The following is a 25452-nucleotide window of genomic DNA, read 5'->3' as shown; positions in this document are numbered from 1 at the left end:
CCGCAGGCCGGCCGGGCGGGGCGAGTCGGCGTCAGGACGCCTTGAGCAGGGCGTCCTCACGCCACTTCAGCACCTTGTCGAACGCGACGACAGTGCCGTGCCCCGGCCGGTCCTGGAACTGCACGTGGTCCACCAGGGCCTCGATCAGGAACAGCCCCCGCCCGTGCTCGGCGTGCCGGCCGCGCAGGGCCGGCGGCCGGGCGGGGTGGCGGAAGCGGTCACGGGGCAGGCCGGGACCGGAGTCGGCGACCTCGATACGGCAGCAGTCGCCCTCGATCCGGGCGGTGACGCTGTAGCCCGTGGCGGAATCGGCGTGTTCCACGGCGTTCGCACACGCCTCGGTCAGGGCCACCGACAGGTCGAAGGAGATGTCGGGGTCCACCCCGGCGGTCTCCATGGTGCCCATCAGCAGCCTTCTGGCCAGCGGAACGCTCGCAGCCTCGCGCCGCAAATGGAGTGACCACCAGATGCTCATGCTCCAGCCTCCTGGCTGCGGCTCGACATACGGTTACGTATTGCCACGAAAGGCTGTATGTAAGCGTGGTGTTGACGTGATGCCGCCCATTCGGCGGATGTGTCTTCGGCACGGGCCGGGGTAGGACGCACGCCCGAGCGGCGGCCGCGCCGCCAAGGAGCGCAGGTCGGACGGGTCCTGCCCGGCTTTCGGCCGCGGTCGCGCCGGCCGTCTTGCTTCCGCGCGGCTCAAACCCGCCGTCCGCCCGGTTTTTCCGCGGTGAGATGATGACGCCGTCATGTCTGCCATCCGCCCCGCCGGCACCTTCCGTACCCGCCGCACCGCGCCTGCCGTGCGCGCTGCCGCCGGTGTACGGCTGCTGCGCGCGGGGGTGTTCGCCGGGGCCTGCGTCCTGCTCGCCGCGGCCGGGCACGCCCTGGCGTCCGGGCGGGCGGTGCCGCCGGCCTCCCTGGCGGTGGCCTGGTGCGCGGTGTTCGCCTTCGCGGTGCCGCTGGCCGGAAGGGAGCGGCGGCTGCCGGGGATCACGGCGCTGCTCGGGCTCGGGCAGATCGTGCTGCACACGCTCTTCAGCACCGGGCAGATGTGCGCGAGCATCACCGCCTCGCCGCGGCACGGCGCGGCCGACAGCCTGGTGGCCGTGGCCGACCGGCTGGTGTGCGGCGGCCGGGCGGCGCACCTGACACCCCAGGCGGCGCGGCAGATAGTCGTCCAGGCCGGGCTCGACCCCTCGCACCTCGCGGGAGCGCACCTCGCCGGGGCGTCCTCCGCCATGCCGGGCATGTGGATGCCCGGTGACCCGTCGGGTCCCCTGCCGGCCGGCGCGCACAGCGCCGCCATGTCGCTGCCTTCGATGCTGCTGTCGATGTGCTCGCTGCCCATGCTGCTGGGCCACTTGCTGGCCGCCACGGCGGCGGGGTGGCTGCTGCGGCGCGGCGAGGTCGCGCTGTGGCTGCTGATCCGGCTGTCCCGGCGGGGTGTGGCGGGCCTGGTCGCGCTGACCGGCACCGCCCTGCGGTGGGCCTGCGCGCTGCTGGCCGCTCTTGCCGCCGCGGCGCCCAGCGCGCGGCTGCGGACGGCGGCGGCCGGTGTCCCGCGCGCCCGGCACCGTACGGTCTGGCTGCGGCACAGCGTGGCGCGGCGGGGTCCTCCGGCGTACGGCCTGGCGGCCTGACGCGGCGTCGGTTCCCCTGACGGGAGCGCCGGCGGACGCTTCGGCCGCCTGCCCGCTGTCCCGTATGCCACTCTTTGCGGCGCTTTGACGGCCCCCACGTGTGCTGCCCCGGCTCCGGCTCCGTTCGCGCGGATGCCGCGGTGCCGTGCCGGCGGCCGACGCGGCCTGCTTCGGGACGAGCGGTTCGCGCCCCACCGCGCCCTTCGTGCGCGGGTCCACCGTCAGCGCACCACCGTCACCTGTGGAGATCCACCTGCCATGAGCAGTTCCCGTATCCGCGGCCGGGCCGCGTCCGTCGCCGCGCTCGCCGGCGCCACCGTCGTCCTGGCCGCCGTGCCGGCGTTCGCCCACGTCACCGTGCAGCCGGACTCGGCGCCCAAGGGCGGCTACAGCACGGTCGCCTTCAAGGTGCCCTGCGAGGAGGACAACGCCTCCACCGTCAAGCTGGAGGTCGCCCTCCCGACCGACCACCCGATCGCCTCGGTGTCGATCCAGCCGGTCCCGGGCTGGACGGCCAAGGTCACCACGGCCAAGCTGAAGACGCCGCTGAAGACGGACGACGGCACCGTCGACAGCGCGGTCACCCGGATCACCTGGACCGGCGGCAGGATCGCGCCGGGGCAGTTCCAGCAGTTCCCCGTCTCGCTCGGCCCGCTGCCGGACGACGCCGACACCCTGACGTTCAAGGCGCTGCAGACCTACAGCAACGGCGATGTCGTCCGCTGGATCGAGATCCCGCAGGCCGGGCAGCCCGAGCCGCAGAACCCGGCGCCCGAGCTGAAGCTGACCGCCGCGGGCGGCGACGGGGCAGCGGCTCCGACCGGCAGCCCGGCGGCGGCTCCTGCCGCGGACACCAAGGGCGGTACGGCGCAGGCCGCGGCCTCCGGTGGCGGCTCCTCCAGCGATGACACCGCCCGTGCGCTGGGCGTGGCGGGCATCGCGGTCGGCGTGATCGGCGTCGGCTTCGGGGTGTTCGCGGGCCGCAGGCGCAGCGCGGACTGATGTCCCGCTCGAGGGGGCCGGGGGTTCAGCCCTCGACCGGAGCCCCGGCCCCCCTCGTCCTCCCGCTGCTTCCTGCTTCCGACGCTCCCGCGTGCTCCTCGGGCGGGCCCGCCCCCGCCGCCCACGTCAGCGAACTCCGAACGGAAACTCCATGCGCAAGACCGTCACCATCGGCGCCGCCGCCCTTGCCGCGTCCGCCTTCCTGCTCGCCGGGTGCGGCAGCTCCTCCGGGTCCGGGTCCGGCTCCGATGTCGCCGCCGTGTCCTCGGTGTCCTCGGACAACAAGCCGGGCACCGTGCTCGACACGCCGTTCACCAAGCCGAACCTGGTGCTGACCGACAACCACGGCAAGCGCTTCGACCTCGTCGAGCAGACCGCGGGCCACCCCGTCCTGCTCTACTTCGGCTACACCCACTGCCCGGACGTGTGCCCGACGACGATGAGCGACATCGCGCTGGCCAAGTCCAAGCTGCCGCCCGCCGACCAGGCCCGGCTGCAGGTCGTCTTCGTCACCTCCGACCCCGCCCGCGACACCCCGGCCCGGCTGAACGCCTGGCTCGGCCAGATGGACAAGAGCTTCATCGGCCTGACCGGCTCCTTCTCCACCATCCAGGCGGCCGCCCGCTCGGTCGGCGTCGGCATCGACCCGCCGGTGAAGGAGAAGGACGGCAGCATCACCGTCACCCACGGCGCCGAGGTGCTCGCCTTCTGGCCCAAGGACAACAAGGCGCACGTGCTCTACATGTCCGGCACCACCGCCGGCGACTACGCGCACGACCTCCCCCGGATCATCAGGAGCGAGAACCCGTGAACCGCCCCACCCGGGTCGGCTCCGCGGCCCTCATCGCCCTTGCCGCTGCGGCCACGTGCACCGCGGTGGCGGTCACCGGCTGCTCGTCGTCGTCCTCCGGCGGCGGCTCCTCGAAGGCGGCAGGCCCCGCGCGCCTGAAGGTGACCGGCGGCTACATACCCCGGCCGCTGCTGACCGACATGGCCGCCGCGTACTTCACCGTCACCAACACCGGCGGCACCGCGGCCCGGCTGACCTCGGTGAGCAGCCCGCTGGCCGCCCACGCCACCTTGCACATCACCAAGGACGACACCATGCAGCAGGTGCAGTCGCTGACCGTCCCGGCCGGCGGCACGCTCACGCTGTCCACCGGGGGCGACCACGTGATGCTGGAGGACCTCACGCGCAAGCCGGCGGTCGGCGACACGGTGCCGCTCACCCTGCACTTCGCCCAGGGCGCGCCCGCCACGGTGACGATCACCGTGCCGGTGCGCCCCACGTCGTACACGCCGGGAGGCTGAGCACCCGATGAACACACGGTCGTACGGACGGGGGCCGGGGCGAGGGGCGGGCCCGGCGTCGGGCGCGGGGCGGGGCCGCGGGCTCGGTCGGGGGGTTGGCCGGGCCGTTGGCCGAGGAACGGGCGGCAGGCTGAGCCAGGGGCCGGGCCGGCGGCCGGGGCAGGGGGCGGGCCGCTCGCCTCTGCGGCGGGTCGCGGCCCTGCTGGTGGCCGCGGGTGCGCTGGTCGGGCTGCTGCTGGGGACCGCCGCGCCCGCCTCCGCCCATGCCGCGCTGCTGCACACCGATCCGGGTGACGGCTCGGTGGTGAAGGCCGCCCCGCAGCGGGTGCTGCTCACCTTCTCCGAGGGGGTGCTGCTCTCGGGCGACTCGCTGCGCGTGCTCGACCCGCACGGAGCGAACGTCGCCGTGGGCACCCCCGGCCACGCGCAAGGCCGCGACTCCGGGGCGACGGCCACCGTCTCCCTCAAGCCGGGCCTGGGCAACGGCACGTACACCGTGGCCTGGCGGGCGATCTCGCAGGACAGCCACCCCGTCGCCGGCGCCTTCACCTTCTCGGTCGGCGCGCCCTCGCGCACCAGCGTCGACCTGTCGGGCGTGGCCTCGGCCGGCGGCGGGGCGGCCGGCACGCTCTACGGGATCGGCCGTTTCGGCGCCTACCTCGGCTTCGCCCTCCTCGTCGGCGCCTCGGTCTTCCTGTCCGTGTGCTGGCCGCGCGGCGCCCTGCTGCGGCCGATGCAGCGGATCGCGGCCACAGGGTGGGTGACGCTCGTGGTCTCCACAATCGCCCTCCTGCTGCTGCGCGGCCCCTACGTCAACGGCAAGGGGCTCGGCCAGGCCCTCGATCTCGGCGTGATGCGGGACCAGTTGGAGACCCGGCCCGGTGCCGCCCTGCTCTCCCGGCTGCTGCTGCTCGCGGCCGCGGCCGTCTTCCTCGCCGTCCTCTTCGGCTCCTACGCCAAGCGGGAGGACCCCGAGGAGCGGGCCGACCTCGCGTGGGGGCTGGGGATAGGCGGTGCGGTGGTCGCGGTCGGCATCTCGGCGACCTGGGCGATGGCCGAGCACGCCTCCGTCGGCATCCAGCACCAGGTGGCGATGCCGGTGGACGTGGTGCACCTGCTGTCCATGGCGGTGTGGCTGGGCGGGCTGGTCACCCTGCTCACCGCGCTGTGGGCGCCCTCGATGGCGGCCCGGCCGATCGAGCCGTTCGCCGTACGCCGCTTCTCGCTGCTCGGGCTCACCGCGATCACCCTGCTCGTCGGCACCGGGATCTACCAGGCCTGGCGGCAGATGGGCAGCTGGGCGGCCTTCACGGACACGCACTACGGCCACCTCCTGCTCATCAAGATCGGCCTGGTGTGCACGCTGGTGGCCGTCGCCTGGTTCTCCCGCCGCTGGACGGCCCGGCTCGGCCAGGCGGTCGTCCCCTCGCAGGGGGCCACCGCGGAGAAGCCGGGGCGGGTGGCGGCTTCGGCGGCGGGTTCGCCGAAGGGGGCGGCCGCGGGTTCGGCGGCGGGTACGGCAGGAGGTACGCCGAAGGGCACGGGCGCGGGTTCGTCGGCGGCCGCGACCACGGCTTCCGGTACGGCCTCGACTGCGGTCCCGGCGGCGGGTTCGGGGGGCGGTACGGCTGGAGGCGCGGCAGGAGGTGCGGCGGCGAGCGCGGCCCCGGCCGGCGGCGCCCCTGCCGCAACGGGAGACGGCAAGGCGCACGGTACGCCGACCGCCACGGGTGATGGCAAGACGGGCGGGACGGCTGGCGGTACGGCGGAGAACGCCGCCCGGGCCGCCCAGTTGCGCCGCCAGCAGGCCGCCCGCAGTGCGGCCCGCGCCCGCAAGGTCCTCACCGCCGACCCGGCCAGAGGCGCCCTGCGCCGTACCGTACTGGCCGAGGCAGCCGTCGCCGTGGTGCTGCTCGCCGTCACCACGATCCTGTCGGGCTCCCAGCCCGGGCGCGCCGCCGAGGAGCAGAAGGGCCTCGCCCCCGCGCCCTCGGCCTCCTCGGCGTCCGGCGCCCCCCGGCAGTTGTCGGTCACCGTCCCGTACGACACCGGCGGCGCGGGCGGGAAGGGTGTCGCGGGCATCACGCTGGCACCCGCGCAGGCCGGCACCCCCAACGTCGTGCACCTGCTGCTCACCGACGACAGCGGGGCGCCGGTGGACGTGCCCGAGCTGAAGCTGGCCTTCACGCTGCCCGCCCAGCACCTCGGCCCCATCCCGGTCATCCTGGACCACATCGGCAAGGGCCACTGGACGGCGAGCGCGGTGCAGTTGCCGCTCGCGGGTTCCTGGCAGATGTCGGTCACCGTGCGCACCTCGGACTTCGACGAGGTGACGGAGACGAAGAACGTGGAGATCGCGCAGTGAGCACCACCGGAAAGAAGACGGGCTCCCCGGCGTCCGGCACAGCGAAGGCCGGCGGTCGTAAGACGGCCGCGCGGAAGGCAGGTGGTCAGCAGTCCGGTGAGGGCGCCGCCCAGGTGCCCGGGCCGCAGCGGCAGAGCCCGGCCGCCGAAGCGGCGCCCACGGCCCCGGCCGCGAGTTCCGCGGCCCCCGGCCTGTCCCGCCGGCGGCTGCTCGGCACCGCCGGGGCGGCCGGCGCCGCGGGCCTGGTGGTCGGCGGCGGGGCGGGGGCCGCGGTCGCCGCCGCCGTACGGGACGACCCGGCGCCGCTGACCGGTGTCGGCGCCGCCCATGTCCCGTTCGAGGGCGTGCACCAGGCGGGGATCGTCGACCCGGCCCAGGCCCGCGGCCACCTCGCCGCCTTCGACCTGGCGCCGGGCGCCGACCGCCGGGCCGCGGCCGCGCTGCTGCGGCGCTGGTCGGACGCGGTGCGCGAGATGACCCGGGCCGGACGGCCGGCCACCCCCGCCGCCTACGACGACCAGGTCGCCGACGACGCCGGGCCCTCCTCCCTGACCGTCACCTTCGGCTTCGGCCGCAGTTTCTTCACCCGCACCGGCCTGACCGCGCAGCTCCCGGAGGCGCTCGCCCCGCTGCCGGACTTCACCGCCGACCGGCTCGACCCCAAGCGCAGCAACGGCGACCTGTGGGTGCAGATCGGCGCCGACGACGCACTGGTCGCCTTCCACGCGCTGCGGGTGCTGCAGAAGGCCGCCGTGGGAACGGCCTCCGTGCGCTGGCAGATGAACGGCTTCAACCGCACGCCGGGCGCCACCGACCGCCCCCGTACCGTCCGCAACCTGATGGGCCAGATCGACGGCACCAACAACCCCAAGCCGACCGACGCCGACTTCGAGCGCCGCGTCTTCGTGCCCGCGGACGGCTCCCCGGCCTGGATGGCGGGCGGCTCGTACGCGGTCTTCCGGCGGATCCGGATGCTGCTGGACTCCTGGGACCACCTGTCGGTCGCCGCGCAGGAGCGGGTGATCGGCCGCCGCAAGTCCGACGGCGCCCCGCTGTCGGGCGGCACGGAGACCACCCCGGTGCGGCTGGACGCCTTCGGGAAGGACGGGGCCGCCCTCATCGCCCCCGACGCGCACGTCCGGGTGGCGGCGCCGGCGTCCAACGGCGGCGCGGCCATGCTGCGGCGCGCGTTCTCCTTCCACGACGGGATCGGGTCCGACGGCACCCCGGACGCCGGCCTGCTCTTCGTCGCCTGGCAGGCGGACCCGATGCGGGGCTTCGTCCCGGTGCAGCGCAAGCTCGACGGGGGCGACGGCCTCTCGCGCTTCCTGCGGCACGAGGCGAGCGGCCTGTTCGCGGTGCCCGGCGGTCCAGGTCCGGGTGAATACGTCGGCCAGCGGCTGCTGGAGGGCTGAGCCCGGTGCGACGACTAGGCTGAACGCATGTCGGCCGGCCGCTACACCTACCTCGGTCCCGAGGGCACCTTCACGGAGGCAGCGCTGCGCACGCTGCCCGAGGCGGCCACGCGCGAACTCGTTCCCATGGTGTCGGTGCCCGCCGCCCTGGACGCGGTGCGCGACGGTACGGCCGAGGGCGCCCTGGTGCCGATCGAGAACTCCGTGGAGGGCGGGATCACCACCACCCTCGACGAGTTGGCGTTCGGCCGGCCGCTCGTGATCCACCGCGAGGTGCTGCTGCCCATCGCCTTCGCGCTGCTGGTGCGGCCGGGCACCGGGCTGACCGGCGTCAAGACGGTGACCGGCCACCCGGCGGCGCAGGCGCAGGTGCGGCAGTGGCTCTCCCGGCACCTGCCAGGCGCCGTCTGGGAGTCGGCGGCGTCCAACGCGGACGGCGCCCGGCTGGTGCAGGAGGGCCGCTACGACGGCGCCTTCGCCGGGGAGTTCGCGGCGGCGGTATACGGGCTGGAGCCGCTGGCCACCGGGATCCACGACGCCTCGAACGCCGCCACCCGCTTCGTGCTCGTCGGCCGCCCGGCGCGGCCGGCCGCGCCGACGGGCGCGGACAAGACCTCGGCGGTGTTCTGGCCGCGCGACGACCACCCGGGCGCCCTGCTCGACCTGCTCCAGGAGTTCGCCGTCCGCGGGGTGAACCTGACCCGGATCGAGTCCCGCCCGACCGGGCAGGGCCTGGGCCGGTACTGCTTCTCGGTGGACGCCGAGGGGCACCTCACCGACCGGCGGGTGGGCGAGACCCTGATGGGGTTGCACCGGCGCTGCCTGAAGGTGCGGTTCCTCGGCTCGTACCCGCGGGCGGACGGTGCGGCGCCGAAGGTGGCACGTGGCACCGGCGACGAGGAGTTCGCGGAGGCGGCGGACTGGCTGACCCGGATGCTGGACGGCCCCGGCTGAGGCCCGTGCCCGTGGCACCGGCTGTTCACCCGCACGTCCTCCACCAGCCAGGTCGGGCTTCGTCCACAGAGTTTTCCACAGGCTCCGTGCGCGGCCTGTGGGTAACTGGGGACAAGTCGACAGGAGAACCCGGCCAAGTCGACAAATGGGTACACAGACACCCGCTCCGCCCGGAGTGCGACACCTCATCGCCCGTCACCCCAATTCGCCCCGGCCATCCGTCCGAGGGAGCACTTCTCACTCGAAAGGGAGTGTGGAACGGGTTTGAGTGGGGAATCCATGGCCGAACGCCGGCCCCGGGAAATGATCACCGCGGTTCTCCACAGATCTTCCCCACACCCTGTGGACAACGTGCGGGAATTCACCGGCACCCTGTGGATAACTCGCCGCGGGACGGCCTTCGCGGCCCGCTCGGACGCTTGATCAACTCCGGTTCTCCACAGGGTGCGTGGCCCCCGGGAGGGACCGGAAGAATACCGTTGACGAGGCATTTTTCCGCCACCTTCCATGATTTACCTCGCTTTTCCAGCGAAGTGGACATAGGGAACATTACTCCTTTTCCTTGTCGCGGTGGGGGCCTGCTCCCGGTAGCCTGTGGATCGTGATCGACCTTCGCCTGCTTCGTGAGGACCCGGACCGAGTACGCGCGTCGCAGCGCGCCCGTGGAGAGGACGTCGGCCTCGTCGACGCCCTGCTCTCCGCCGACGAGCGGCGCAGGTCCTCCGGCACCCGGTTCGACGAGCTGCGCGCGGAGCAGAAGCAGTTGGGCCGGCTGATCCCCAAGGCACAGGGCGAGGAGAAGACCTCGCTGCTGGCGCGCGCCAAGGAGCTGGCCGACGCGGTCAAGGCCGCCGACACCGAGCAGCAGCAGGCCGCCGAGGAGGCGCAGGAACTGCTGCTGCGGCTAGGCAACATCGTCCATCCCGACGCCCCCGTCGGCGGCGAGGAGGACTTCGTCGTCCTGGAGCAGATCGGCACCCCGCGCGACTTCGCCGCCGAGGGCTTCACCCCGCGCGACCACCTGGAACTCGGCGAACTGCTCGGCGCCATCGACACCGACCGCGGCGCCAAGGTCTCCGGCTCGCGCTTCTACTACCTCACCGGCGTCGGAGCCCTGCTGGAACTCGCCCTGGTCAACGCGGCGATCGCCCAGGCCACCGCCGCCGGCTTCACCCCGGTGCTCACCCCCAACCTGGTGCGCCCGGCCGCCATGGCCGGCACCGGCTACCTCGGCCAGGTCGAGGACGACGTGTACTACCTGGAGAAGGACGACCTCTACCTGGTCGGCACCTCCGAAGTCCCGCTCGCCGCCTACCACATGGACGAGATCATCGACGCCTCGCGGCTGCCGCTGCGGTACGCCGGCTTCTCCGCGTGCTACCGGCGGGAGGCGGGCTCGTACGGCAAGGACACCCGGGGCATCTTCCGGGTGCACCAGTTCGACAAGGTGGAGATGTTCGTCTACACCGCGCCGGAGGAGGCCGAGGCCGAGCACCAGCGGCTGCTCGCCTGGGAGAAGCAGTGGCTCAGCTCCCTGGAGCTGCCCTTCCAGGTGATCGAGCTGGCCTCGGGCGACCTGGGTGCCTCGGCGTCGCGGAAGTTCGACTGCGAGGCGTGGGTGCCCACCCAGGGCAAGTACCGCGAGCTGACCTCGACGTCCAACACCACCCAGTTCCAGGCCCGCCGGCTGAACATCCGGCAGCGCGACGAGCAGGGCACCCGCCCGCTGGCCACGCTCAACGGCACGCTGTGCGCCGTCACCCGCACCATCGTCGCCCTGCTGGAGAACCACCAGCTGCCCGACGGCTCGGTCCGCGTGCCCGAGGTGCTGCGGCCCTTCCTCGGCGGACGTGACCTGCTGGAGCCGACCGCGGCCCCGGCCAAGTGACGGCCCGGGCGACCGCGGGCACCGCCGCCGCCCCCTCCGCCCAGGAGGAGGGCCGCGGCCTGCCCTACCGGCTGGTGGCCACCGACCTGGACGGCACCCTGCTGCGCAGCGACCGCACGGTCTCCCAGCGTTCCCGCGACGCCCTGGCGGCGGTGGCGGCGGCCGGCGCTGCGCACCTGGTGGTCACCGGCCGCTCGGTGCCCTGGACCCGGCACGTCCTGGCCGACCTCGACTACCAGGGCCTTGCTGTCTGCGGCCAGGGAGCCCAGCTCTACGACGCGGGCACCGGGCGTCTGCTGACGTCCGTCACCCTGGATCGCAAGGTCGCCGCCCTGGCGCTGGCCCGCATCGAGGCGGAGGTGGGGCCGCTCGCCCTGGCCGCCAGCCGGGACGGGCTCAGCGGCGAGGTGCTCGTCGGCGAGGGCTACATCTACAACCCCCAGCTGCCCGTCGTCCTCATGGAGGGGCGCGAGCAGCTGTGGGCCGAGCCCGTCAACAAGATCTACCTCCAGCACCACGCCCTGGACGACGACGCGCTGGCCCGCGCTGCCGCCGCGGCCGCGGGCGACCTGGTCGGGATCGTCATGGCCGGCGAGGGCATCGTGGAGGTGCTGCCGCTGGGGCTGACCAAGGCGACCGGGCTGTCGCTGGCCGCCAGGCGGCTGGGCGTCACCGCCGCGGAGACCATCGCCTTCGGCGACATGCCCAACGACATGCCGATGTTCGCCTGGGCCGGGCACGGTGTGGCCATGGCCAACGCCCACCCCGACCTCAAGGCGGTCGCCGACGAGGTCACCCTCTCCAACGACGAGGACGGGATCGCAGTCGTCCTGGAGCGGGAGTTCGCCTTCCTGGGCCTGGCGGAGTGAGCGCGTAGCAGCCCAGGCCCAGCAGCACGGCCGTGAAGTGGCCGAGGTCGGTGAAGGTGTCGACGGCGATCAGCCGGTAGCCGAAGGCGCCGAGCAGTGCCGCGAGGTAGAGCCAGCGCCAGGGCCGCGGCACCCGGTAGGTGAGCACCCCTGCGACGCCGGCCAGCCCGTAGCTGACGCCTATGTCGACCGTCTCGGCGAGCGACATGGGCAGCCGGTTGCCATTGATGCCGAACAGCACCGCGCGCTGGCTGATCAGGGTGGCGCCCACGTGCGCGAAGGCCGCCGTGGCCAGCCAGCGCGCCGTCCCCATCCAGCGCTCGGCGACGGCGTGCACCACCTCGAAGAGCACCGCGTACAGCGCCAGCGCCGCCGTGCCCTCGATCCACAGCGCGCTGGCCACCAGCACCTGGAAGGGGTGCCGCCGCAGTTCCACCAGGTTCGTACTGACGTGCTGCAGCAGGTGGGCGCGCACATGCGGCGGCAGCGCGACGGCGATCACGCTGGTCACCACGATGATGCCCAGCCACAGGTGCGTCCCCGGCGTGGAGCGTACCCACTCCAGGCAGAAGCGGTACGCCGCCGGCAGGGTGCGGCGGCGGGTACGCGGCAGGACGGCGGCTCCTTCGGCGGGCACCGCGCCGTCCGCAAGCGGCGCGCTCCCCAGGGGTACGAAGGGCACGCCCTGCTGAGACGCCGGAACCGGCGCTGCCGGCTCGGCGACCTGGGCCGGTGGTTCCGGCACCGTCGGGTGGTGCGAGGTCTCCTGGGCCATCGGCACCAGTCTCGGCCGGTTTGCTGTGTACCGCTTCCCCACCGTCACCAGCAGCCACACCCCCGCTCGACCCGTCACCCGGCGCTACGGCCGCCTGCTGGGAGTGGACGCCGCACCAGTCCGTGGCCGCGCCCGGCTCCCCAGCAGCCAACGCGGCCGCCTCGCCCTCCTATTCCTCGCTGTTCCCGGCCGTCCCTCCTTTGATTCCCAGCCGCTGCCGGGGTGCTCCTGGCCTCTTCGCCGGCTACTCGTCGCCGACCGGCTTCAAGGTGCTCAGCCGCCTGGCGGCGTACCAGGTGGCGGCCCCGGTGACGACCACCAGCAGCACCACGCCGGTGGTCAGCGACACCGCGGAGTGCACCAGGTCGCCGTGCGCCGCCTTGGCGCCGACCGCCAGCGCCCACTGCTGGACGCTGAGGGTCTTCGCGCCCGGCACCAGGTTGCCGATCACCGTCTCCCACACCAGCGCGTACACCAGGCCGGCGACGACCGCGTGCCGGGTGATGACGCCGAGCAGCAGGAACACCGAGGCGTAGGCGACCGAGGCCACGGCGGTCGAGATCGCGTAGGAGACCGCTATGTTCTGGCCGTTCCCGTTGAGCACGAAGCCCGCGAGCAGGGTGGGCACCGCCGAGAAGGTCACCGTGACACCCATGGCGACCAGCAGCTTGGTGATGATGATCGTCGAGCGCCGGATCGGCTTGGCCAGCAGATAGATGATCGAGCCGTCGTCGATCTCGGGGCCGATCGCGCCGGTGCCGGCGATGACGCCGATCAGCGGCACCATCGGGCTCAGCGCGAAGCTGCGCAGCATGTCCTCGGCCGTGCCGTCGTCCTGGCCGCTGAGCGTCCGCACCGCGACGACGATGACGAGCAGCAGCGCCGGCAGGCCGAGGAGCAGCAGGGCGCGACGGCGGCCGAGCAGCGCCCGGTAGGTGAGCCGGGCGACAGTGGGGTGGTAGAGCGCGGGGCCCGCGGCCGGTCGTGCGGCGGGTGGCGCGGTGGTGGTGGTCATCGTCTGCCGCTCCTCACGCCGCGACCAGATAGGAAAAGACACTCTCCAGGGACTCGTCGGAGGGCGAGACCTCGAAGAGCCGGATGCCGTGGTCGCGGGCGATCCGAGGCAGGAAACCGGTGAATCCGGCGAAGTCCACCGCCTGGATGCGCAGCCCGCCCTCGGCGCGGTCCAGCTCGATGCCGGCCGTGGAGTCGTGGGCGATGAGGGCGGCGGCCAGCGCCCGGTCGTCGCTGGAACGGACGAGGTAGCGGTGCGGGCGGTCGGTCATCAGGCGGCGGATCTTGCGGAAGTCGCCCGAGGCCGCGTGCCGCCCGGCCACCACCACCTCGATGTGGTGGGCGAGCTGCTCGACCTCCTCCAGGATGTGCGAGGAGAAGAGCACGGTGCGGCCCTGCGCGCCCATGGTGCGCAGCAGGTCCATCAGCTGCAGGCGCTGGCGCGGGTCCATGCCGTTGAACGGCTCATCCAGCAGCAGCACCGAGGGGTCGTGGACGAGCGCGGAGGCCATCTTGGCGCGCTGCCGCATGCCCTTGCTGTAGGTGTCGATCCGCCGGTCCTGGGCGTACTCCAGCTCCACGGTGGCCAGCGCGCGCCGGGCGGCCACGCCCGGCTCCGGCAGCCCGTGCAGCTCGGCGTTGGCCACCACGAACTCCCGCGCGGTCAGGAAGTCGTAGGTCGCCTCCGGCTCGGGGACAATGCCGATCTCGCGGTACGCCTGCTCGTTGCGCCAGATGGGGGTGCCGTCCAGGGTGACGGTGCCGGCGGAGGGGGCGAGGAAGCCGCCCATCATGTTGATCAGGGTGGACTTGCCCGCGCCGTTGGGGCCGAGCAGGCCGGTCACGCCGGGGCCGATCGACATCGTGATGTCGTTGACGGCCACCACGTTGCCGAACCAGCGCGAGACGGCGTTGATGCCGATGGTGCTCATGACAGGCCGGCCTTCCGGTAGCGGCGGACCAGCAGCGAGAAGCTGCCGGCGATGATCCCGGCGACGACCAGCAGGTAGGCGCAGCCGGCCGCCACGTCGGGCGGGCCCGCGGCGTGCGGGAAGGCCGAGGTGGCGCCGAGGAACCAGGTCTGCAGCCCGTCGATCAGCGTGATCGGCGAGAACAGGCCGACCCAGCCGATGACGTCCCACTTCTCCTGGGTGGACGCGACGCCCTGCAGCGCGGAGACCGCCCCGTAGGTGATCACGAAGAGGGTGATGATCGCGGCCACGCCGAAGCCGCGGCGCGGGGTGACGGCCGCTATGACCAGGCCGATGCCCGCGAAGAGCAGGGACAGCAGAATGACGGACACCAGGGCCTTCGCAAACCCGGCGGTCTGGTCGGTGAAGTCCAGCTTCCCGAGCAGGGCGCCGACGTAGAGGATCAGCAGCGGGAGCACCGTCAGCAGGAAGAGCGCCGAGGCGAGTGCCGCGAACTTGGCCGCCACGTAGTCGACGACCTCTATCGGGCGGGAGAAGTACAGCGGAGTGGTCTTGAAGCGCAGGTCGCGCGAGACGGACTGCGGTGCCTGCGAGGCGAGGAAGAGGGTGATCACGGCCTGGGTGACGACCGCGTACCGGGTGTACTGCAGGGGCAGCGAGGTGCGGTCGGTGAAGATCGTGACGGCGACGATGATCAGAGCCGGCACGCACATCGCGGCCAGCAGGATCATCGGCAGCACCTTGGACTTCGCGCTGCGGCCGAGCCCGTAGGCGCCGCGCAGGCTCTGGCTGTAGAGGGACATGCGCGCGTATCCGCGGCCGAGGCGGGGGCCGTCGTACGCCCGGTAGCCGATGTTGTGGATGACGTCCGCGGGACCGGCGGCGACGCCGGGCCGCGCGGCGGCCGTGGCTGCCGTGGCTGCCGTGGGGATCGGGTCAGGCTGCGTCACTGCCCTCTCCTTCCTTTGCGCCGGCGGCGAGCGCCTCGGCCAGCTGCGGCTCCGGTCCGGTGGAGCGGCCGCCGTCCTCCGCGGCGCCCTCACCGTCCTGCGTGTCGTCGATGAACAGCTCGGCGATGCGGTGGCGGCGCTGCTCCATGCGCACGAGGCCGACGCCGAGGCCGGCCACCGCGTCGCGCACGGTGTCGTACGTCTCCTCGCCCGCGATGTCGACCAGCAGCAGGTGGCCGGAGGGCCGCGCGGTCAGCCCGGCCGCGGTGAGGGCCTTCCGCAGCTCCTCCTCCCGGTCGGTGACCTCGACCGCGAGGGAGGCGGTGGCCTGCGTGAAGTCGCTGGTGGAGGAGGCCCGCAGCAGCCGGCCGCCGTCGATGACGACGATGTGGTCGCTGGTGCGCTCCAGCTCGCCGAGCAGGTGGGAGGTGACCAGGACCGAGATGCCGAAGTCGGTGTGGACGCGGCGGATCAGGCCGAGCATGTCGTCGCGCCCGACGGGGTCGAGGCCGTTGGTCGGCTCGTCGAGCAGCACCAGCTCCGGGTCGTGGACCAGCGCCTGGGCGAGCTTGACGCGCTGCTTCATGCCCGTGGAGTAGCCGCCCATCGGCCGGTAGCGCTCCTCGTAGAGCCCGACGTGGCGCAGGGTGTCGGCGGTGCGCTCGCGGGCGGCGGTGGGCGGCAGCCCCGACATCCGCGCCATGTGCACGACGAACTCGGTGGCCGACACGTCCGGCGGCAGGCAGTCGTGCTCGGGCATGTACCCGACCAGGGCGCGGATCTCGGCGCCGTCGGTCGCCACGTCGCGGCCGAGCACGGTGGCCCGGCCCTCGCTGGCGGGCGACAGCCCCAGGAGGATCTTGATCAGGGTCGATTTGCCGGCCCCGTTGGCCCCCACCAGCCCGGTCACGCCGGGCGTGATGTCCACGGTCAGCCGGTCGAGGGCGGTCACCCGTGGGTACCGCTTGCTCAGGCTCTCGGTAGCGATCACAGTCACGCTCCGACCGTAGAGGTCCGGGCGGTGTCACCGCGTCCCCCCGGGGTCTGCTCTCTGTGTACGACTCACGGCTTACCACCCGTAGGGGAAGGCACTCGGAAGAGTGAGATCTTCTCCGGGTGGTGCCGGAGGTCTTGACCCTGCCATCGCTCGATGTCACATTGATCACTGTCAGTGTTGATGCGGTGACCGGACACGGGGCCGGGCGGGACGGGGTGATGGCGATGGGCGGGGAACAGGCGGAGGTGCGCGAGCGGTTCGTGGCCGGCGCCGGGGTGCGGCTGTGCGTGACCGAGCGCGGTGCGCCCGCGCCCGGCGGTCCGCCGACGGTCGTGCTGCTGCACGGCTACCCGGACAGCAAGGAGGTCTGGAGCGCGGTCGCCGACCGGCTGGCCGGCCGCTTCCACGTGGTCTGCTACGACGTGCGGGGCCACGGCCGCTCCACCGCGCCCGCGCCGCTGCGCGGCGGCTTCACCCTGGAGAAGCTGACCGAGGATTTCCTCGCGGTGGCCGCCGCGGTCAGCCCGGACCGCCCGGTGCACCTCGTCGGGCACGACTGGGGCTCGGTCCAGGGCTGGGAGTTCGCCACGTCCGCCGCGACGAAGGGCCGCCTCGCCTCCTTCACCTCCGTCTCCGGGCCCTGCCTCGACCACTTCGGCCACTGGATCAAGGCGCGCACCCGCCATCCCACCCCACGCGGCACCGCCCAACTCGCCGCGCAGGCCGCCAAGTCCTGGTACGTGTACGCGCTGCACACCCCTGTGCTGCCCGAACTGGCCTGGCGCGGCGCCCTCGGCCGCGCGTGGCCGAGGCTGCTCGCCCGTGCCGAGCGTGTCCCCTCCGACGGATACCCGACGGTGTCGCTGCCGCAGGATGCCGCGCACGGCGCCTGGCTCTACCGCGACAACATCCGCCGCCGCCTCGGCCGGCCCCGGTCCGACCCCCGCGCGCACGTCCCGGTCCAGCTGATCGTCCCTACCCGCGACGCCTTCCTGTCCGAGCACCTCTACGACGACCTGGACCGGTGGGTGCCCCGGCTCACCCGGCACCGCCTGCCGGCCAGGCACTGGGTCCCCAGGTCGCAACCGGACCGCATCGCCGACTGGACAACCGACTTCGTCACCGCCGTGGAGCGTGAGGAGGCACAGCCGTGAGCCACGCGATCAGGCCCCGAAGGGTCGCGTTCGACTGGAAGCGGACACCGCTGCACTGGATTCCGGGCGAGCCCACGGCGACCCACGTCATCAACGTGCTGCACCTGCTGCTGCCCGCCGGCGAGCGCTGGTTCGTCAAGGTGTTCAAGGAGGCGCTGCCCCTGGTCACGGACGAGCAGCTGCTCAAGGACGTCAAGGGCTTCATGGGCCAGGAGGCCACGCACAGCGTCCAGCACGCGTATGTGCTGGAGCACCTGGCCGAGCAGCAGTTGGACACGGCCGCCTACACCCGGCACGTGGAGTGGATGTTCGACGTGCTCCTCGGCGAGCGCCCGCCGCGGGGCCTGCCGATACGCCCCCGGGAGTGGCTGCGGTTCCGGCTGTCGCTGATAGCCGCGATAGAGCACTTCACCGCGGTGCTCGGCGACTGGGTGCTGGACAGCGAGGCGCTGGACGACGTGGGCGCCGACGAGGTGATGCTCGACCTGCTGCGCTGGCACGGGGCGGAGGAGGTCGAACACCGCGCTGTCGCCTTCGACATGTACCAGCACGCGGGCGGCAAGGGCGCGGTGCGCTACCTGCGCAGGGTGGAGGGGATGGCCTTCGCCTGGCCGGCGCTGTTCTACCTGTGGGTGGCCGGGGCCCGCTACCTGATGCGGCACGACCCGCAACTGGACCGGGGGCGCTACCGGTTCAGGGACCACCGGGCCGCTGCCCGCCGCGGGCTGCTCCCTTCGTGGGCGTCGCTGAACGCCGCGATGCCCCGCTACCTGCGGCGGTCGTACCATCCGTCGCAGGAGGGTTCGCTCCGCCGGGCGGAGGAGTACCTGGCGGTGTCCCCGGCGGCGCGGGCGGCCGCGTCCGGCGAGAAGGGGACGGAGCAGGACGCGGCTTTGTGACCCGCCGGTGGTGCCCGGCCGGTGGCGCGCTGCCGGTGCCTGACGGGTGCTGGGGGCGCCCAGCTGGCACTGACGGGGCGCGGCCGGCGCCCAGCCGACGCACGACCGGCGCCCAGCCGACGCCTGACCAGCGTCCGGAGGGTGCCGGAGGGGAGCCCGAGGGGCGCCTCATCGGGGCCCGAGCAGCGAGGAGTTGAGGGTGACCACAGCGGAAGGGCAGCGCGGGTACCGCATCGAGGGCCTGTCCCACCTCAGCGGTACGACCGTGCGCACGATCCGCGCGTACACCGACCGTGGGCTGCTCCCCAAGCCGGTGCGGCACGGCCGGGCCAACGTCTACGACGACGGGCATCTGGCCCGGCTGCGTCAGATCGCCGACCTGCTGGAACGGGGCTACACCCTGGCCAGCATCAAGGAGTTGCTGGCGGCGTGGGATTCGGGCACGGGGCTGGGCGGGGTGCTGGGGCTGGTCGGGGAAGTGGACCGGCCGTGGTCGGACGAGCGGCCGGCGCGGCTCGGGCGGGAGGAGCTGGCGGCGGCGTTCGGCGGGGTGACGGACGAGGCGGCGATCCAGGAGGCGGTGCGGCTGGGCGTCTTGGTGCCGGTGCCTGACTCCGAGGAGTTCGAGGTACCGAGCCCCAGCGAGCTGGCGGTCGCGGTGGAGTTGCACCGGGCCGGGGTCCCGTTGCCGGCGATCACCGACCACCTCCAGGAGCTGCGCGGGCAGGTGGAGCACATCTCGCAGCGGTTCCTGGAGTTCACCACGGAGTACGTCTTCGAGCGCTTCCTGGACCATCCGCCGAGCGAGGAGGAGGCCGCGGAGGCCGCCGGGCTCATCCGCCGGTTGCGCCCACTGGCCCAGCAGACGGTCGACGCCGAGCTGGCCCGGGCGATGCGGCTGCGGGCCACCGAGCACATCCGCCGCCACCTCGGCGAGGCGGTCGCGGCTCCGGCCCCGGGCGCGTCCGTGACGACCACGGAGGCGGCAACGGTCACAGAGAGGGGGACGGGGACGGTCACGGCGGCTCCCGCGCCCGCCACCCCGCCGTCGACGGCCGACGTACCGCTGCCGGAGCCGACCGTGCGGGCAGTACGGGATCTGGTGGGTGCCGGGCAGGTGGCGGCGTTCGTGGCGGCGGCCGCCGAACGAGAGGTGGCCGCGCGCCGAATGGACGCCCTGACCGCAACGGCACGACGGAACGCAGCTGCAGCCGCGACAACAGCTACGGACCCGGACCCGGATGGCAATGGGCGGAGCCATCTGGGAAATTCGGGCACCTGACCTTACGCACCCGGCCAGCCCCCGTGCGGGATAGGAGGCGGCCGGGTAGTCAGCCGGTTGGGCGGGGTGTCGGCGCATACGGCAGCGTGCACGTTGCTGAGCAACACGGAGAGCGCGGGTACGGGAGCGAGGTAGTTGCCCGGCAGACGCGCCACGGCCCGCAGGGAGCGGTGCGGTTCGACCCGCGGCGCCCGATCCGACCAAGCGGCAAACCGGAGTCCCGTCACGGTCAGCAGTAGTCGCCTGGCGGTGCGCGACACGGTCCGCAGGGAGCAGTACGGCTCGACCCGCGGCGCCCGATCCGGCGGAGCGGTGAGCCGGAGCCGCTTCATCAGCAGGCGTAGCCCGAGGGGAGCGTGGCGCGGCGACGACGTGGCCGGGACCGTCGTTGGGCAGGGCAGTTGTGCGTGGCGGCCGTAAGCTCCGGGCATGAGTCTGCGTCTGAGCACCGTGATCCTGCCGATCTACCGTTGGGCCGATGGGCGGAAGGTGTGGGAGGGGGCCGAGGAGCTCGGGTTCCACGCCGCCTACACCTACGACCACCTGTCGTGGCGGGTACCGTTCCGCGACCGCACATGGTTCGGCGCGGTCCCGACGCTCACCGCAGCCGCCGGGGTGACCGACAGGATCCGGCTGGGCACTCTTGTCACGTCGCCGAATTTCCGGGAACCGGTGCCGTTCGCCAAGGAGTTGATGACGCTCGACGACATCAGCGGCGGCCGGGTGACGCTCGGGATCGGGGCCGGCGGGACGGGGTTCGACGCGACCGTCCTGGGACAGCAGCCCTGGACGCCGAAGGAGCGCGCCGACCGCTTCGCCGAGTTCGTCGAACTCCTCGACCGCCTCCTGACCCAGGGCGACATCACCTTCAGCGGCCGCTTCTACTCCGCTCTCGAGGCCCGCAACATCCCCGGCTGTGTGCAGACCCCCCGCCTGCCGTTCGCCGTCGCGGCCACCGGCCCGCGCGGCATGCGCCTGGCCGCGAAGTTCGGGCAGGCATGGGTGACCACCGGCGACCCGGCCCTGTACGAGACAGGCACTCCCGAGGAGTCCCTGGCCGCCGTTCGAGGCCAGATCGACCGTCTCTCGGGCGCCCTGCTGGACGCTGCGCGCGACCCCGACAGCGTCCCCAAGATCCTCCTCACCGGATTCACCCCCGACCGCGCCACCCCCTTCGAGTCCGTGGCCGCCTTCGTGGACTTCGCCGGCCGCCACGCCGAGGCGGGCATCACCGAGATCGTCGTCCACTGGCCCATCCCGGACTCCCCCGACTTCGCCTACGACCACGCCACCTTCGAACGCATCGCCACCGAAGCCCCGGGACAGCTCCGCTCCTGAGCGGGATTCCTGGCCCGCACGGGCGCGGACCCTTTCCGGCCGACCGCTGCGATGGACTTCCGGTCCGCGCAAAACAGGCCGAACCGGCGGGGTTCGGAACCCGCGGGTGTCGGGCTCAGGGTCCGACCTGCAGACCTTTGGGACGGGTTCGGGCCGGACCGCCAGTTCCTGGGCTATCGCTGCCCCGCGGCCGTCGTCATCGAGTTCCGCGGCCTCGGCTCCCTTGAGTCGTTGCCTCGTCGCCGACGGCCAGGGCGGGGGGCCAACGAACTGGAGCGCGTCGACTTCGACGTGCGCGGTAATCGGGAGCCGGGCGCACCCCGCGGCCGCGGGGAGTCGTCCCGGCACGTCAGCCATTGTCGGTGAGGAGGCGGCGCATGGTGGCTGCGGCGTGGGGGGCCGCGTCGGCGCAGCAGTTGTTGAAGAGGACATGGACCTCGTGGGCCCGCTCGGCCATCGTGCGGATGCGCGGCACCCAGGCGGCGAGCTCGTCCGGGGTGTAGGTGTGGCGGAAGCGGTCTTCCTTGGTGCCGGTGCCGAAGGCGCCGCTGCGGCCGTGGAAGCGCACCACCGCGAGCCGCGGTGAGGTGACCTGGGCGACGGGCGGGATCGATGCGGGCAGCGTCTGGATCATGTCCACGGCGACCGCGGCGGCGTCCAGCTCGGTGAGCAGCGCGGTCGTGCCGGCGATCCGGTCGGCGCCCCACCAGCCGGGGTGCCGGAACTCCACGGCCAGCGGCCAGCCCGCCGTACGCTCGCGGCAGCGGCGCAGGCTCTCCGCCGCGGGCAACCCCGGTGCGAACCACCGCGGGAACTGGAAGAGCACCGCCCCCAGCCGCCCGGCCTGCCGCAGCGGTTCGAGGGCGTCGGCGAAGCGGTGCCAGACCTCGTCGAGCAGGCGCGGGTCGGTGCCGCCGCGCCCGTGTTGCCGCGCGAAGGCCGCACGCAGGTCGGCCGGCAGTGCGCGCGGCTGCGTCGGATGGCCGGTGAGCAGGGAGAACGCCTTGACGTCGAAGCGGAAGCCGTCGGGCGTGCGCTCGGCCCACAGGGTGCTGTTGCGCGCGCTCGGCAGGCCGTAATAGGTGGCGTCGACCTCCACGACCGGAAACTGTTCGGCGTAGTACCGCAGCCGTCCCTCCGGATCGCGGTGGCCCGCCGGGTACCACCCGCTCGCCACGAGCGCCTTGTCCGTCCACGAGCAGGTGCCGACCCGGATCTCTCCCACGCCCGCCGCCTTCCCCGCCGTCCGCCGCCAATGCGGTGCGAGAAGCGCCCTGGTGACGGGCCGTCGCCCGGGCTGGCAAGAGTCGCCCGGACCGCCAAGGGTCACCCGAACCGCCAAGAGCCGTCCGGACTGCAAAAGGGCAAGAGCCGTCCGGACCGCGAAAGACCAAGAAGCCGTCCGGGCCGCAGAAGGATGAGGTCTACAGAGCGAAGAGGCGGGCGGCGTTGTCGTGGCAGACCGCGCGCAGCCAGGCCGTGCCCAGGCCGGTGCGAGCCAGAGCGGTGAGGGCCTCGGCGTAGGAGTAGGGGATGTTCGGGAAGTCGGTGCCGAGCAGGACCCGGTCGCCGAGGGCGGCCAGCCGGGGCAGGGCGGCGCGCGGGAAGGGCGCCTCCGCCTCGGAGAACGCGGTGAAGGCCATGGTCGTGTCGAGGAGGACGCCGTCGTGGCGCTCGGCGAGGTCGAGGAAGTCCTCGTACTCCGGCATGCCCAGGTGCGCGACGACCAGCCGCAGCCGCGGGTGGCGGGCCAGCACCGCGCCGATCGGGCCCGGGCCGGTGAACGCGGCGGGCACCGGGCCGGAGCCGCAGTGCGTCACCACGGGCGTACCGGTCTCGGCGAGCAGGCCCCACACGTCGTCCAGCAGCGGATCGGTGGGGTCATAACCACCCACCTGCAGGTGGCACTTGAAGACACGCGCGCCCTGGTCGAGGGCGCGCCGCACGTCCGCCGCGGCCTCGGGCTCGGCGAAGAAGGTCGCGGTGTGCAGGCAGTCAGGGGTGCGGGCGGCGAAGTCGGCCGCCCAGTCGTTCAGGCTCCGCGCCATCCCCGGCTTGTGCGGGTAGAGCATCGAGGTGAAGGCCCGCACGCCGAAGCCGCGCAGCAGCTCCAGCCGCCGCTGCTCCTCCTCGCGGTAGGTGATCGGCCACGGGCGGGCGACGAGCGGCCCGGCCGCGTCGAAGTACGCCCAGACCCGGGCCAGCAGCCGCTCCGGCATGAAGTGCGTGTGGACATCGATCAGCGCGTCCAGCCCCAACGCCCGCCGGAACTCGGCCACTTCCGCCTGCTCGGCCGCGTACGAGGCAGCGTCCCGACCCGTCTCCACCGTCTCCGCACTGCTCATACGACCACCGGACAGGAGCTGCGGAAGGACCGGCGATACGACATGCCCGCCAGCCTAACCACGCCCCGGAACCCCCGACCTGGGCGCCCGAACCACCCGAATTGCACCATCCGGGTGGCGTTGATGTGAATATCACCGATCCCGAGGTGCGGCTCCGTGAAATCTGTGCTGGCTTCCCCATGATCGGACTAGTCAGCAAACCGCACCACGACACAAGGAAGCGAGAGGTCGATGGCCGACATCAGGACGTTCTGGGGCGCGCTGCTCAGCGTGCTGCTCAAGTGCCTGGCCGCGCTGGGGTTCGCCCCGGCCGCCCGTTCCGCCGCCCGCCTGCAGGCCCCGGTCGCGCCGGCCGTGCCCGCGGCCCCCACCGCGGTCGCCGTCGCGGTCGCTCCCGCCGACGCGCGGGGCAGCGCGCACAAAGAGGCATCGGCAGAAGCACCGGCAGGAGGAGCACTCCCAGCCCTGGACGGCGGTACCGAAACCGCCGCGCAGCCCGCTCCGCCCCGCCGGCGCCGCAGCGACGCCCACGTTCCCGCGCCCCGCGCCACCACCGAGTCCCGCCTGAACCGGCGCAACCGCGGCCGCACCCTGCCGCCGACGATGAAGCAGCGCATCAGCGCCGAGGCCCACGGAGCCACGCCCAGCGCCCGCAGCCTGCCGGCCGAGCTCGACCCGTACGGCCTGAACGGGCTGGGAGCACTCGCCGACCTGGCCGTCGCAGGCAGCGGCAGCACCCGCGCCGACGACCTCGCGCTGTGCGCCTGACCGGGCCGTACGCGCGCCCGGCAGATCCGGCCCACGGCCGGCCGACACTTCGCGGCACCCGCACGACGAGCACGGCGCACATCACGCGCGCGACCCGCTCGCCCGGCACATCGCGGACGGGCAGCACCACCCGCACGACGAGGCTCCGCACCACGAGGCGCGACGACTCCGGGTACACCCACCCGGGACCCCGCGGCACCCGGCTCCCCGCCGAGCGCACAGCCGAGCGCACAGCCTCTGGGCCGCACCCAGGGCCCGGCACCGAGCCCCACCGGCACGACCGGCAGAACCCCCGGTCCGCACAGGACCCGCACGCCCCGCAGGACGGACAAGGCAAACAGCACCCACAAGGTGAGCAGTACCTGCCGGCCCCGCGGCACAGTGACGTATCGCACCCGCACCACCCGTACGCACGACGAGAGCCCCAAGAGCACCGGCAATCCCCGTACGAGCGCGAGCAAGCCACCACCGACGACCACCCGCGGAACACCCGGCTCCATTGAGCGGATGACCGCACCTGTGTGCAGGACAAAGCCGACGTAGGACAGGATGGGGCAGTGACCCCAGCCATCGAGCCGGCCGAGTCCTCCGGCATCCGCCACCCGTCCGACGCCCCCGAGGGCGCCGGGACCGCACCCGAGTACGACCGACAGACTTACGGAGAGACCTTCGCCGACTCCGGTCTGCGGCTGATAGCCACGGATCTGGACGGCACCCTGCTGCGGGACGACAGGACCATCTCGCAGCGCACGGTCGCCGCCCTGGCCGCCGCCGAGGAGGCAGGCGTCGAGGTCTTCTTCGTCACGGGCCGCCCCCTGCGCTGGATGGGTGTGGTCGCACAGCACCTCGCCGGACACGGTCTCGCCATCCTGGCCAACGGCGCCGCGGTCTACGACCTGCGCGCCGGGACGCTGGTCGAGGCGTTCCCGCTGCCCGACGACGAGGCGCTGGCGTTCGCCCACGCGCTGCGCGCGGCGGTCCCCGGCACGGCCTACGCGGTCGAGCGCGCCTTCGGCTTCCGGCGCGAGGCCGCGTACCCCACGTTGGAGCCGGACATCGCGGCCTTCGCCGACATCGACTCGCTGGTCGCCGACGGCCGCGACCAGCCCCTGCTCAAGCTGCTCGCCCGGCATCCCTCGCTCGACCCCGACGCCTTCCTGGCCACCGCGGTGGAGCTGGCCGGCGGCCGGGTCGAGATCACCCGCTCCGCCGAGGCGGCGCTGCTGGAGATCAGCGGTGCGGGGGTGAGCAAGGCCACCACGCTCGCCAAATGCTGCGCCGAGCGCGGGGTGACGCCCGCGCAGGTCGTCGCCTTCGGGGACATGCCCAACGACCTGGCGATGCTGACCTGGGCGGGCACCTCCTACGCGGTCGCCAACGCCCACCCCCGGGTGCTGGCGGCCACCACCCTGCACACCCTGTCCAACGACGAGGACGGCGTGGCCGTCGTCATCGAGCGCCTGCTCGCCGACCGGGCCCGCGCGGCCTCGCAGGCGTAGCCGGAGGCAGCCGGGACGGCGGAAGCAACTCCGGGGCGGCCCCCGCGCA

Annotated in this window: 22 protein-coding genes and 1 pseudogene; 15 read left to right on the top strand and 8 right to left on the bottom strand. The window is 73.3% G+C overall.

Annotated elements, in window-relative coordinates:
* Positions 1–31: 31 nt before the first annotated feature.
* Positions 32–475, bottom strand: coding sequence for an ATP-binding protein (locus tag BLR33_RS04515; protein ID WP_093782949.1), 444 nt, complete (start codon positions 473–475; stop codon positions 32–34).
* A gap of 277 nt (positions 476–752) precedes the next feature.
* Here BLR33_RS04515 and BLR33_RS34160 point away from each other — a divergent pair, with 277 nt between their 5' ends.
* From BLR33_RS34160 to BLR33_RS04470, 9 genes are all read left to right on the top strand, one after another.
* Complete coding sequence (locus tag BLR33_RS34160; RefSeq protein ID WP_107408837.1) at positions 753–1646, top strand: hypothetical protein; 894 nt, start codon at positions 753–755, stop codon at positions 1644–1646.
* 258 nt (positions 1647–1904) lie between these two features.
* On the top strand, positions 1905–2648 hold the full coding sequence (locus tag BLR33_RS04505; RefSeq protein WP_093782947.1) for a YcnI family copper-binding membrane protein: 744 nt from the start codon (positions 1905–1907) through the stop codon (positions 2646–2648).
* Between the two features lie 151 nt (positions 2649–2799).
* Positions 2800–3459 (top strand): SCO family protein, encoded by a 660-nt coding sequence (locus BLR33_RS04500; RefSeq protein ID WP_093782946.1) that lies wholly within the window; start codon positions 2800–2802, stop codon positions 3457–3459.
* Positions 3456–3959, top strand: coding sequence for a copper chaperone PCu(A)C (locus BLR33_RS04495; RefSeq protein WP_093782945.1), 504 nt, complete (start codon positions 3456–3458; stop codon positions 3957–3959). Before BLR33_RS04500 ends, BLR33_RS04495 begins: the two co-directional genes overlap by 4 nt.
* A 205-nt stretch (positions 3960–4164) precedes the next feature.
* A complete protein-coding gene (locus BLR33_RS04490) occupies positions 4165–6324 on the top strand; it encodes a copper resistance CopC/CopD family protein (protein WP_245771150.1) in 2160 nt (719 codons plus the stop codon).
* 113 nt (positions 6325–6437) lie between these two features.
* The gene (efeB, locus tag BLR33_RS04485; RefSeq protein WP_093783257.1) at positions 6438–7739 is read left to right on the top strand and encodes an iron uptake transporter deferrochelatase/peroxidase subunit; all 1302 of its coding nucleotides are present in this window, start codon (positions 6438–6440) and stop codon (positions 7737–7739) included.
* 27 nt (positions 7740–7766) lie between these two features.
* On the top strand, positions 7767–8693 hold the full coding sequence (pheA, locus tag BLR33_RS04480; RefSeq protein WP_093782943.1) for a prephenate dehydratase: 927 nt from the start codon (positions 7767–7769) through the stop codon (positions 8691–8693).
* Between the two features lie 601 nt (positions 8694–9294).
* A complete protein-coding gene (gene serS / locus BLR33_RS04475; protein WP_093782942.1) occupies positions 9295–10581 on the top strand; it encodes a serine--tRNA ligase in 1287 nt (428 codons plus the stop codon).
* Entirely contained in the window at positions 10578–11450 is an 873-nt protein-coding gene (locus BLR33_RS04470; protein WP_093782941.1) for an HAD family hydrolase, read from the top strand. Before serS ends, BLR33_RS04470 begins: the two co-directional genes overlap by 4 nt.
* Here the strand turns inward: BLR33_RS04470 and BLR33_RS04465 are convergent.
* From BLR33_RS04465 to BLR33_RS04445, 5 genes are all read right to left on the bottom strand, one after another.
* Positions 11374–12225 (bottom strand): rhomboid-like protein, encoded by an 852-nt coding sequence (locus tag BLR33_RS04465; protein WP_176930123.1) that lies wholly within the window; start codon positions 12223–12225, stop codon positions 11374–11376. The two genes, BLR33_RS04470 and BLR33_RS04465, sit on opposite strands and share 77 nt — an antisense overlap.
* Before the next feature lie 244 nt (positions 12226–12469).
* A complete protein-coding gene (locus tag BLR33_RS04460) occupies positions 12470–13240 on the bottom strand; it encodes an ABC transporter permease (protein ID WP_093782940.1) in 771 nt (256 codons plus the stop codon).
* 13 nt (positions 13241–13253) lie between these two features.
* Positions 13254–14171: an ABC transporter ATP-binding protein gene (locus tag BLR33_RS04455; protein WP_093782939.1), complete on the bottom strand. Its 918-nt coding sequence runs from the start codon at positions 14169–14171 to the stop codon at positions 13254–13256.
* Positions 14168–15103, bottom strand: coding sequence for an ABC transporter permease (locus BLR33_RS04450; protein ID WP_407639641.1), 936 nt, complete (start codon positions 15101–15103; stop codon positions 14168–14170). Before BLR33_RS04450 ends, BLR33_RS04455 begins: the two co-directional genes overlap by 4 nt.
* 4 nt (positions 15104–15107) lie before the next feature.
* The gene (locus BLR33_RS04445; RefSeq protein WP_093782938.1) at positions 15108–16112 is read right to left on the bottom strand and encodes an ABC transporter ATP-binding protein; all 1005 of its coding nucleotides are present in this window, start codon (positions 16110–16112) and stop codon (positions 15108–15110) included.
* Positions 16113–16342: 230 nt separating this feature from the next.
* On the opposite strand from BLR33_RS04445, the pseudogene BLR33_RS04440 reads away from it, so the two are divergent.
* The 4 genes and pseudogenes from BLR33_RS04440 to BLR33_RS04425 form a co-directional block, all read left to right on the top strand.
* Positions 16343–17251 (top strand): annotated as a pseudogene (locus tag BLR33_RS04440) (alpha/beta fold hydrolase); the annotation flags it as partial.
* Between the two features lie 17 nt (positions 17252–17268).
* Positions 17269–18171 (top strand): metal-dependent hydrolase, encoded by a 903-nt coding sequence (locus BLR33_RS04435; RefSeq protein ID WP_093782937.1) that lies wholly within the window; start codon positions 17269–17271, stop codon positions 18169–18171.
* 199 nt (positions 18172–18370) lie between these two features.
* The gene (locus tag BLR33_RS04430; protein ID WP_176930122.1) at positions 18371–19453 is read left to right on the top strand and encodes a MerR family transcriptional regulator; all 1083 of its coding nucleotides are present in this window, start codon (positions 18371–18373) and stop codon (positions 19451–19453) included.
* A 429-nt stretch (positions 19454–19882) separates the two neighbouring features.
* A complete protein-coding gene (locus BLR33_RS04425) occupies positions 19883–20791 on the top strand; it encodes an LLM class flavin-dependent oxidoreductase (protein ID WP_093782935.1) in 909 nt (302 codons plus the stop codon).
* Positions 20792–21140: 349 nt separating this feature from the next.
* Here the strand turns inward: BLR33_RS04425 and BLR33_RS04420 are convergent, their stop codons facing one another.
* Both BLR33_RS04420 and BLR33_RS04415 read right to left on the bottom strand, forming a co-directional pair.
* A complete protein-coding gene (locus BLR33_RS04420; protein ID WP_093782934.1) occupies positions 21141–22016 on the bottom strand; it encodes a DUF72 domain-containing protein in 876 nt (291 codons plus the stop codon).
* 199 nt (positions 22017–22215) lie between these two features.
* A complete protein-coding gene (locus BLR33_RS04415) occupies positions 22216–23136 on the bottom strand; it encodes an amidohydrolase family protein (RefSeq protein WP_093782933.1) in 921 nt (306 codons plus the stop codon).
* 231 nt (positions 23137–23367) lie between these two features.
* Here BLR33_RS04415 and BLR33_RS04410 point away from each other — a divergent pair, with 231 nt between their 5' ends.
* Positions 23368–23904, top strand: coding sequence for a DUF6344 domain-containing protein (locus tag BLR33_RS04410; protein WP_093782932.1), 537 nt, complete (start codon positions 23368–23370; stop codon positions 23902–23904).
* Positions 23905–24461: 557 nt separating this feature from the next.
* The gene (locus tag BLR33_RS04405; RefSeq protein ID WP_407639631.1) at positions 24462–25403 is read left to right on the top strand and encodes a Cof-type HAD-IIB family hydrolase; all 942 of its coding nucleotides are present in this window, start codon (positions 24462–24464) and stop codon (positions 25401–25403) included.
* Positions 25404–25452: the final 49 nt, after the last annotated feature.

This window comes from Actinacidiphila guanduensis, from assembly GCF_900103985.1.
Classification (GTDB): domain Bacteria; phylum Actinomycetota; class Actinomycetes; order Streptomycetales; family Streptomycetaceae; genus Actinacidiphila; species Actinacidiphila guanduensis.
This window is presented reverse-complemented; position numbering and strand designations above follow the sequence as displayed.

Excerpts from the sequence above, each read along its gene's own strand:
- BLR33_RS04415 (WP_093782933.1), bottom strand. The coding sequence starts at position 23,136 with ATGAGCAGTGCGGAGACGGTGGAGACGGGTCGGGACGCTGCCTCGTAC.
- BLR33_RS04515 (WP_093782949.1), bottom strand. The coding sequence starts at position 475 with ATGAGCATCTGGTGGTCACTCCATTTGCGGCGCGAGGCTGCGAGCGTT.
- BLR33_RS04460 (WP_093782940.1), bottom strand. The coding sequence starts at position 13,240 with ATGACCACCACCACCGCGCCACCCGCCGCACGACCGGCCGCGGGCCCC.
- BLR33_RS04425 (WP_093782935.1), top strand. The coding sequence starts at position 19,883 with ATGAGTCTGCGTCTGAGCACCGTGATCCTGCCGATCTACCGTTGGGCC.
- BLR33_RS04410 (WP_093782932.1), top strand. The coding sequence starts at position 23,368 with ATGGCCGACATCAGGACGTTCTGGGGCGCGCTGCTCAGCGTGCTGCTC.
- BLR33_RS04500 (WP_093782946.1), top strand. The coding sequence starts at position 2,800 with ATGCGCAAGACCGTCACCATCGGCGCCGCCGCCCTTGCCGCGTCCGCC.
- BLR33_RS34160 (WP_107408837.1), top strand. The coding sequence starts at position 753 with ATGTCTGCCATCCGCCCCGCCGGCACCTTCCGTACCCGCCGCACCGCG.
- BLR33_RS04455 (WP_093782939.1), bottom strand. The coding sequence starts at position 14,171 with ATGAGCACCATCGGCATCAACGCCGTCTCGCGCTGGTTCGGCAACGTG.
- pheA (WP_093782943.1), top strand. The coding sequence starts at position 7,767 with ATGTCGGCCGGCCGCTACACCTACCTCGGTCCCGAGGGCACCTTCACG.
- BLR33_RS04465 (WP_176930123.1), bottom strand. The coding sequence starts at position 12,225 with ATGGCCCAGGAGACCTCGCACCACCCGACGGTGCCGGAACCACCGGCC.
- BLR33_RS04505 (WP_093782947.1), top strand. The coding sequence starts at position 1,905 with ATGAGCAGTTCCCGTATCCGCGGCCGGGCCGCGTCCGTCGCCGCGCTC.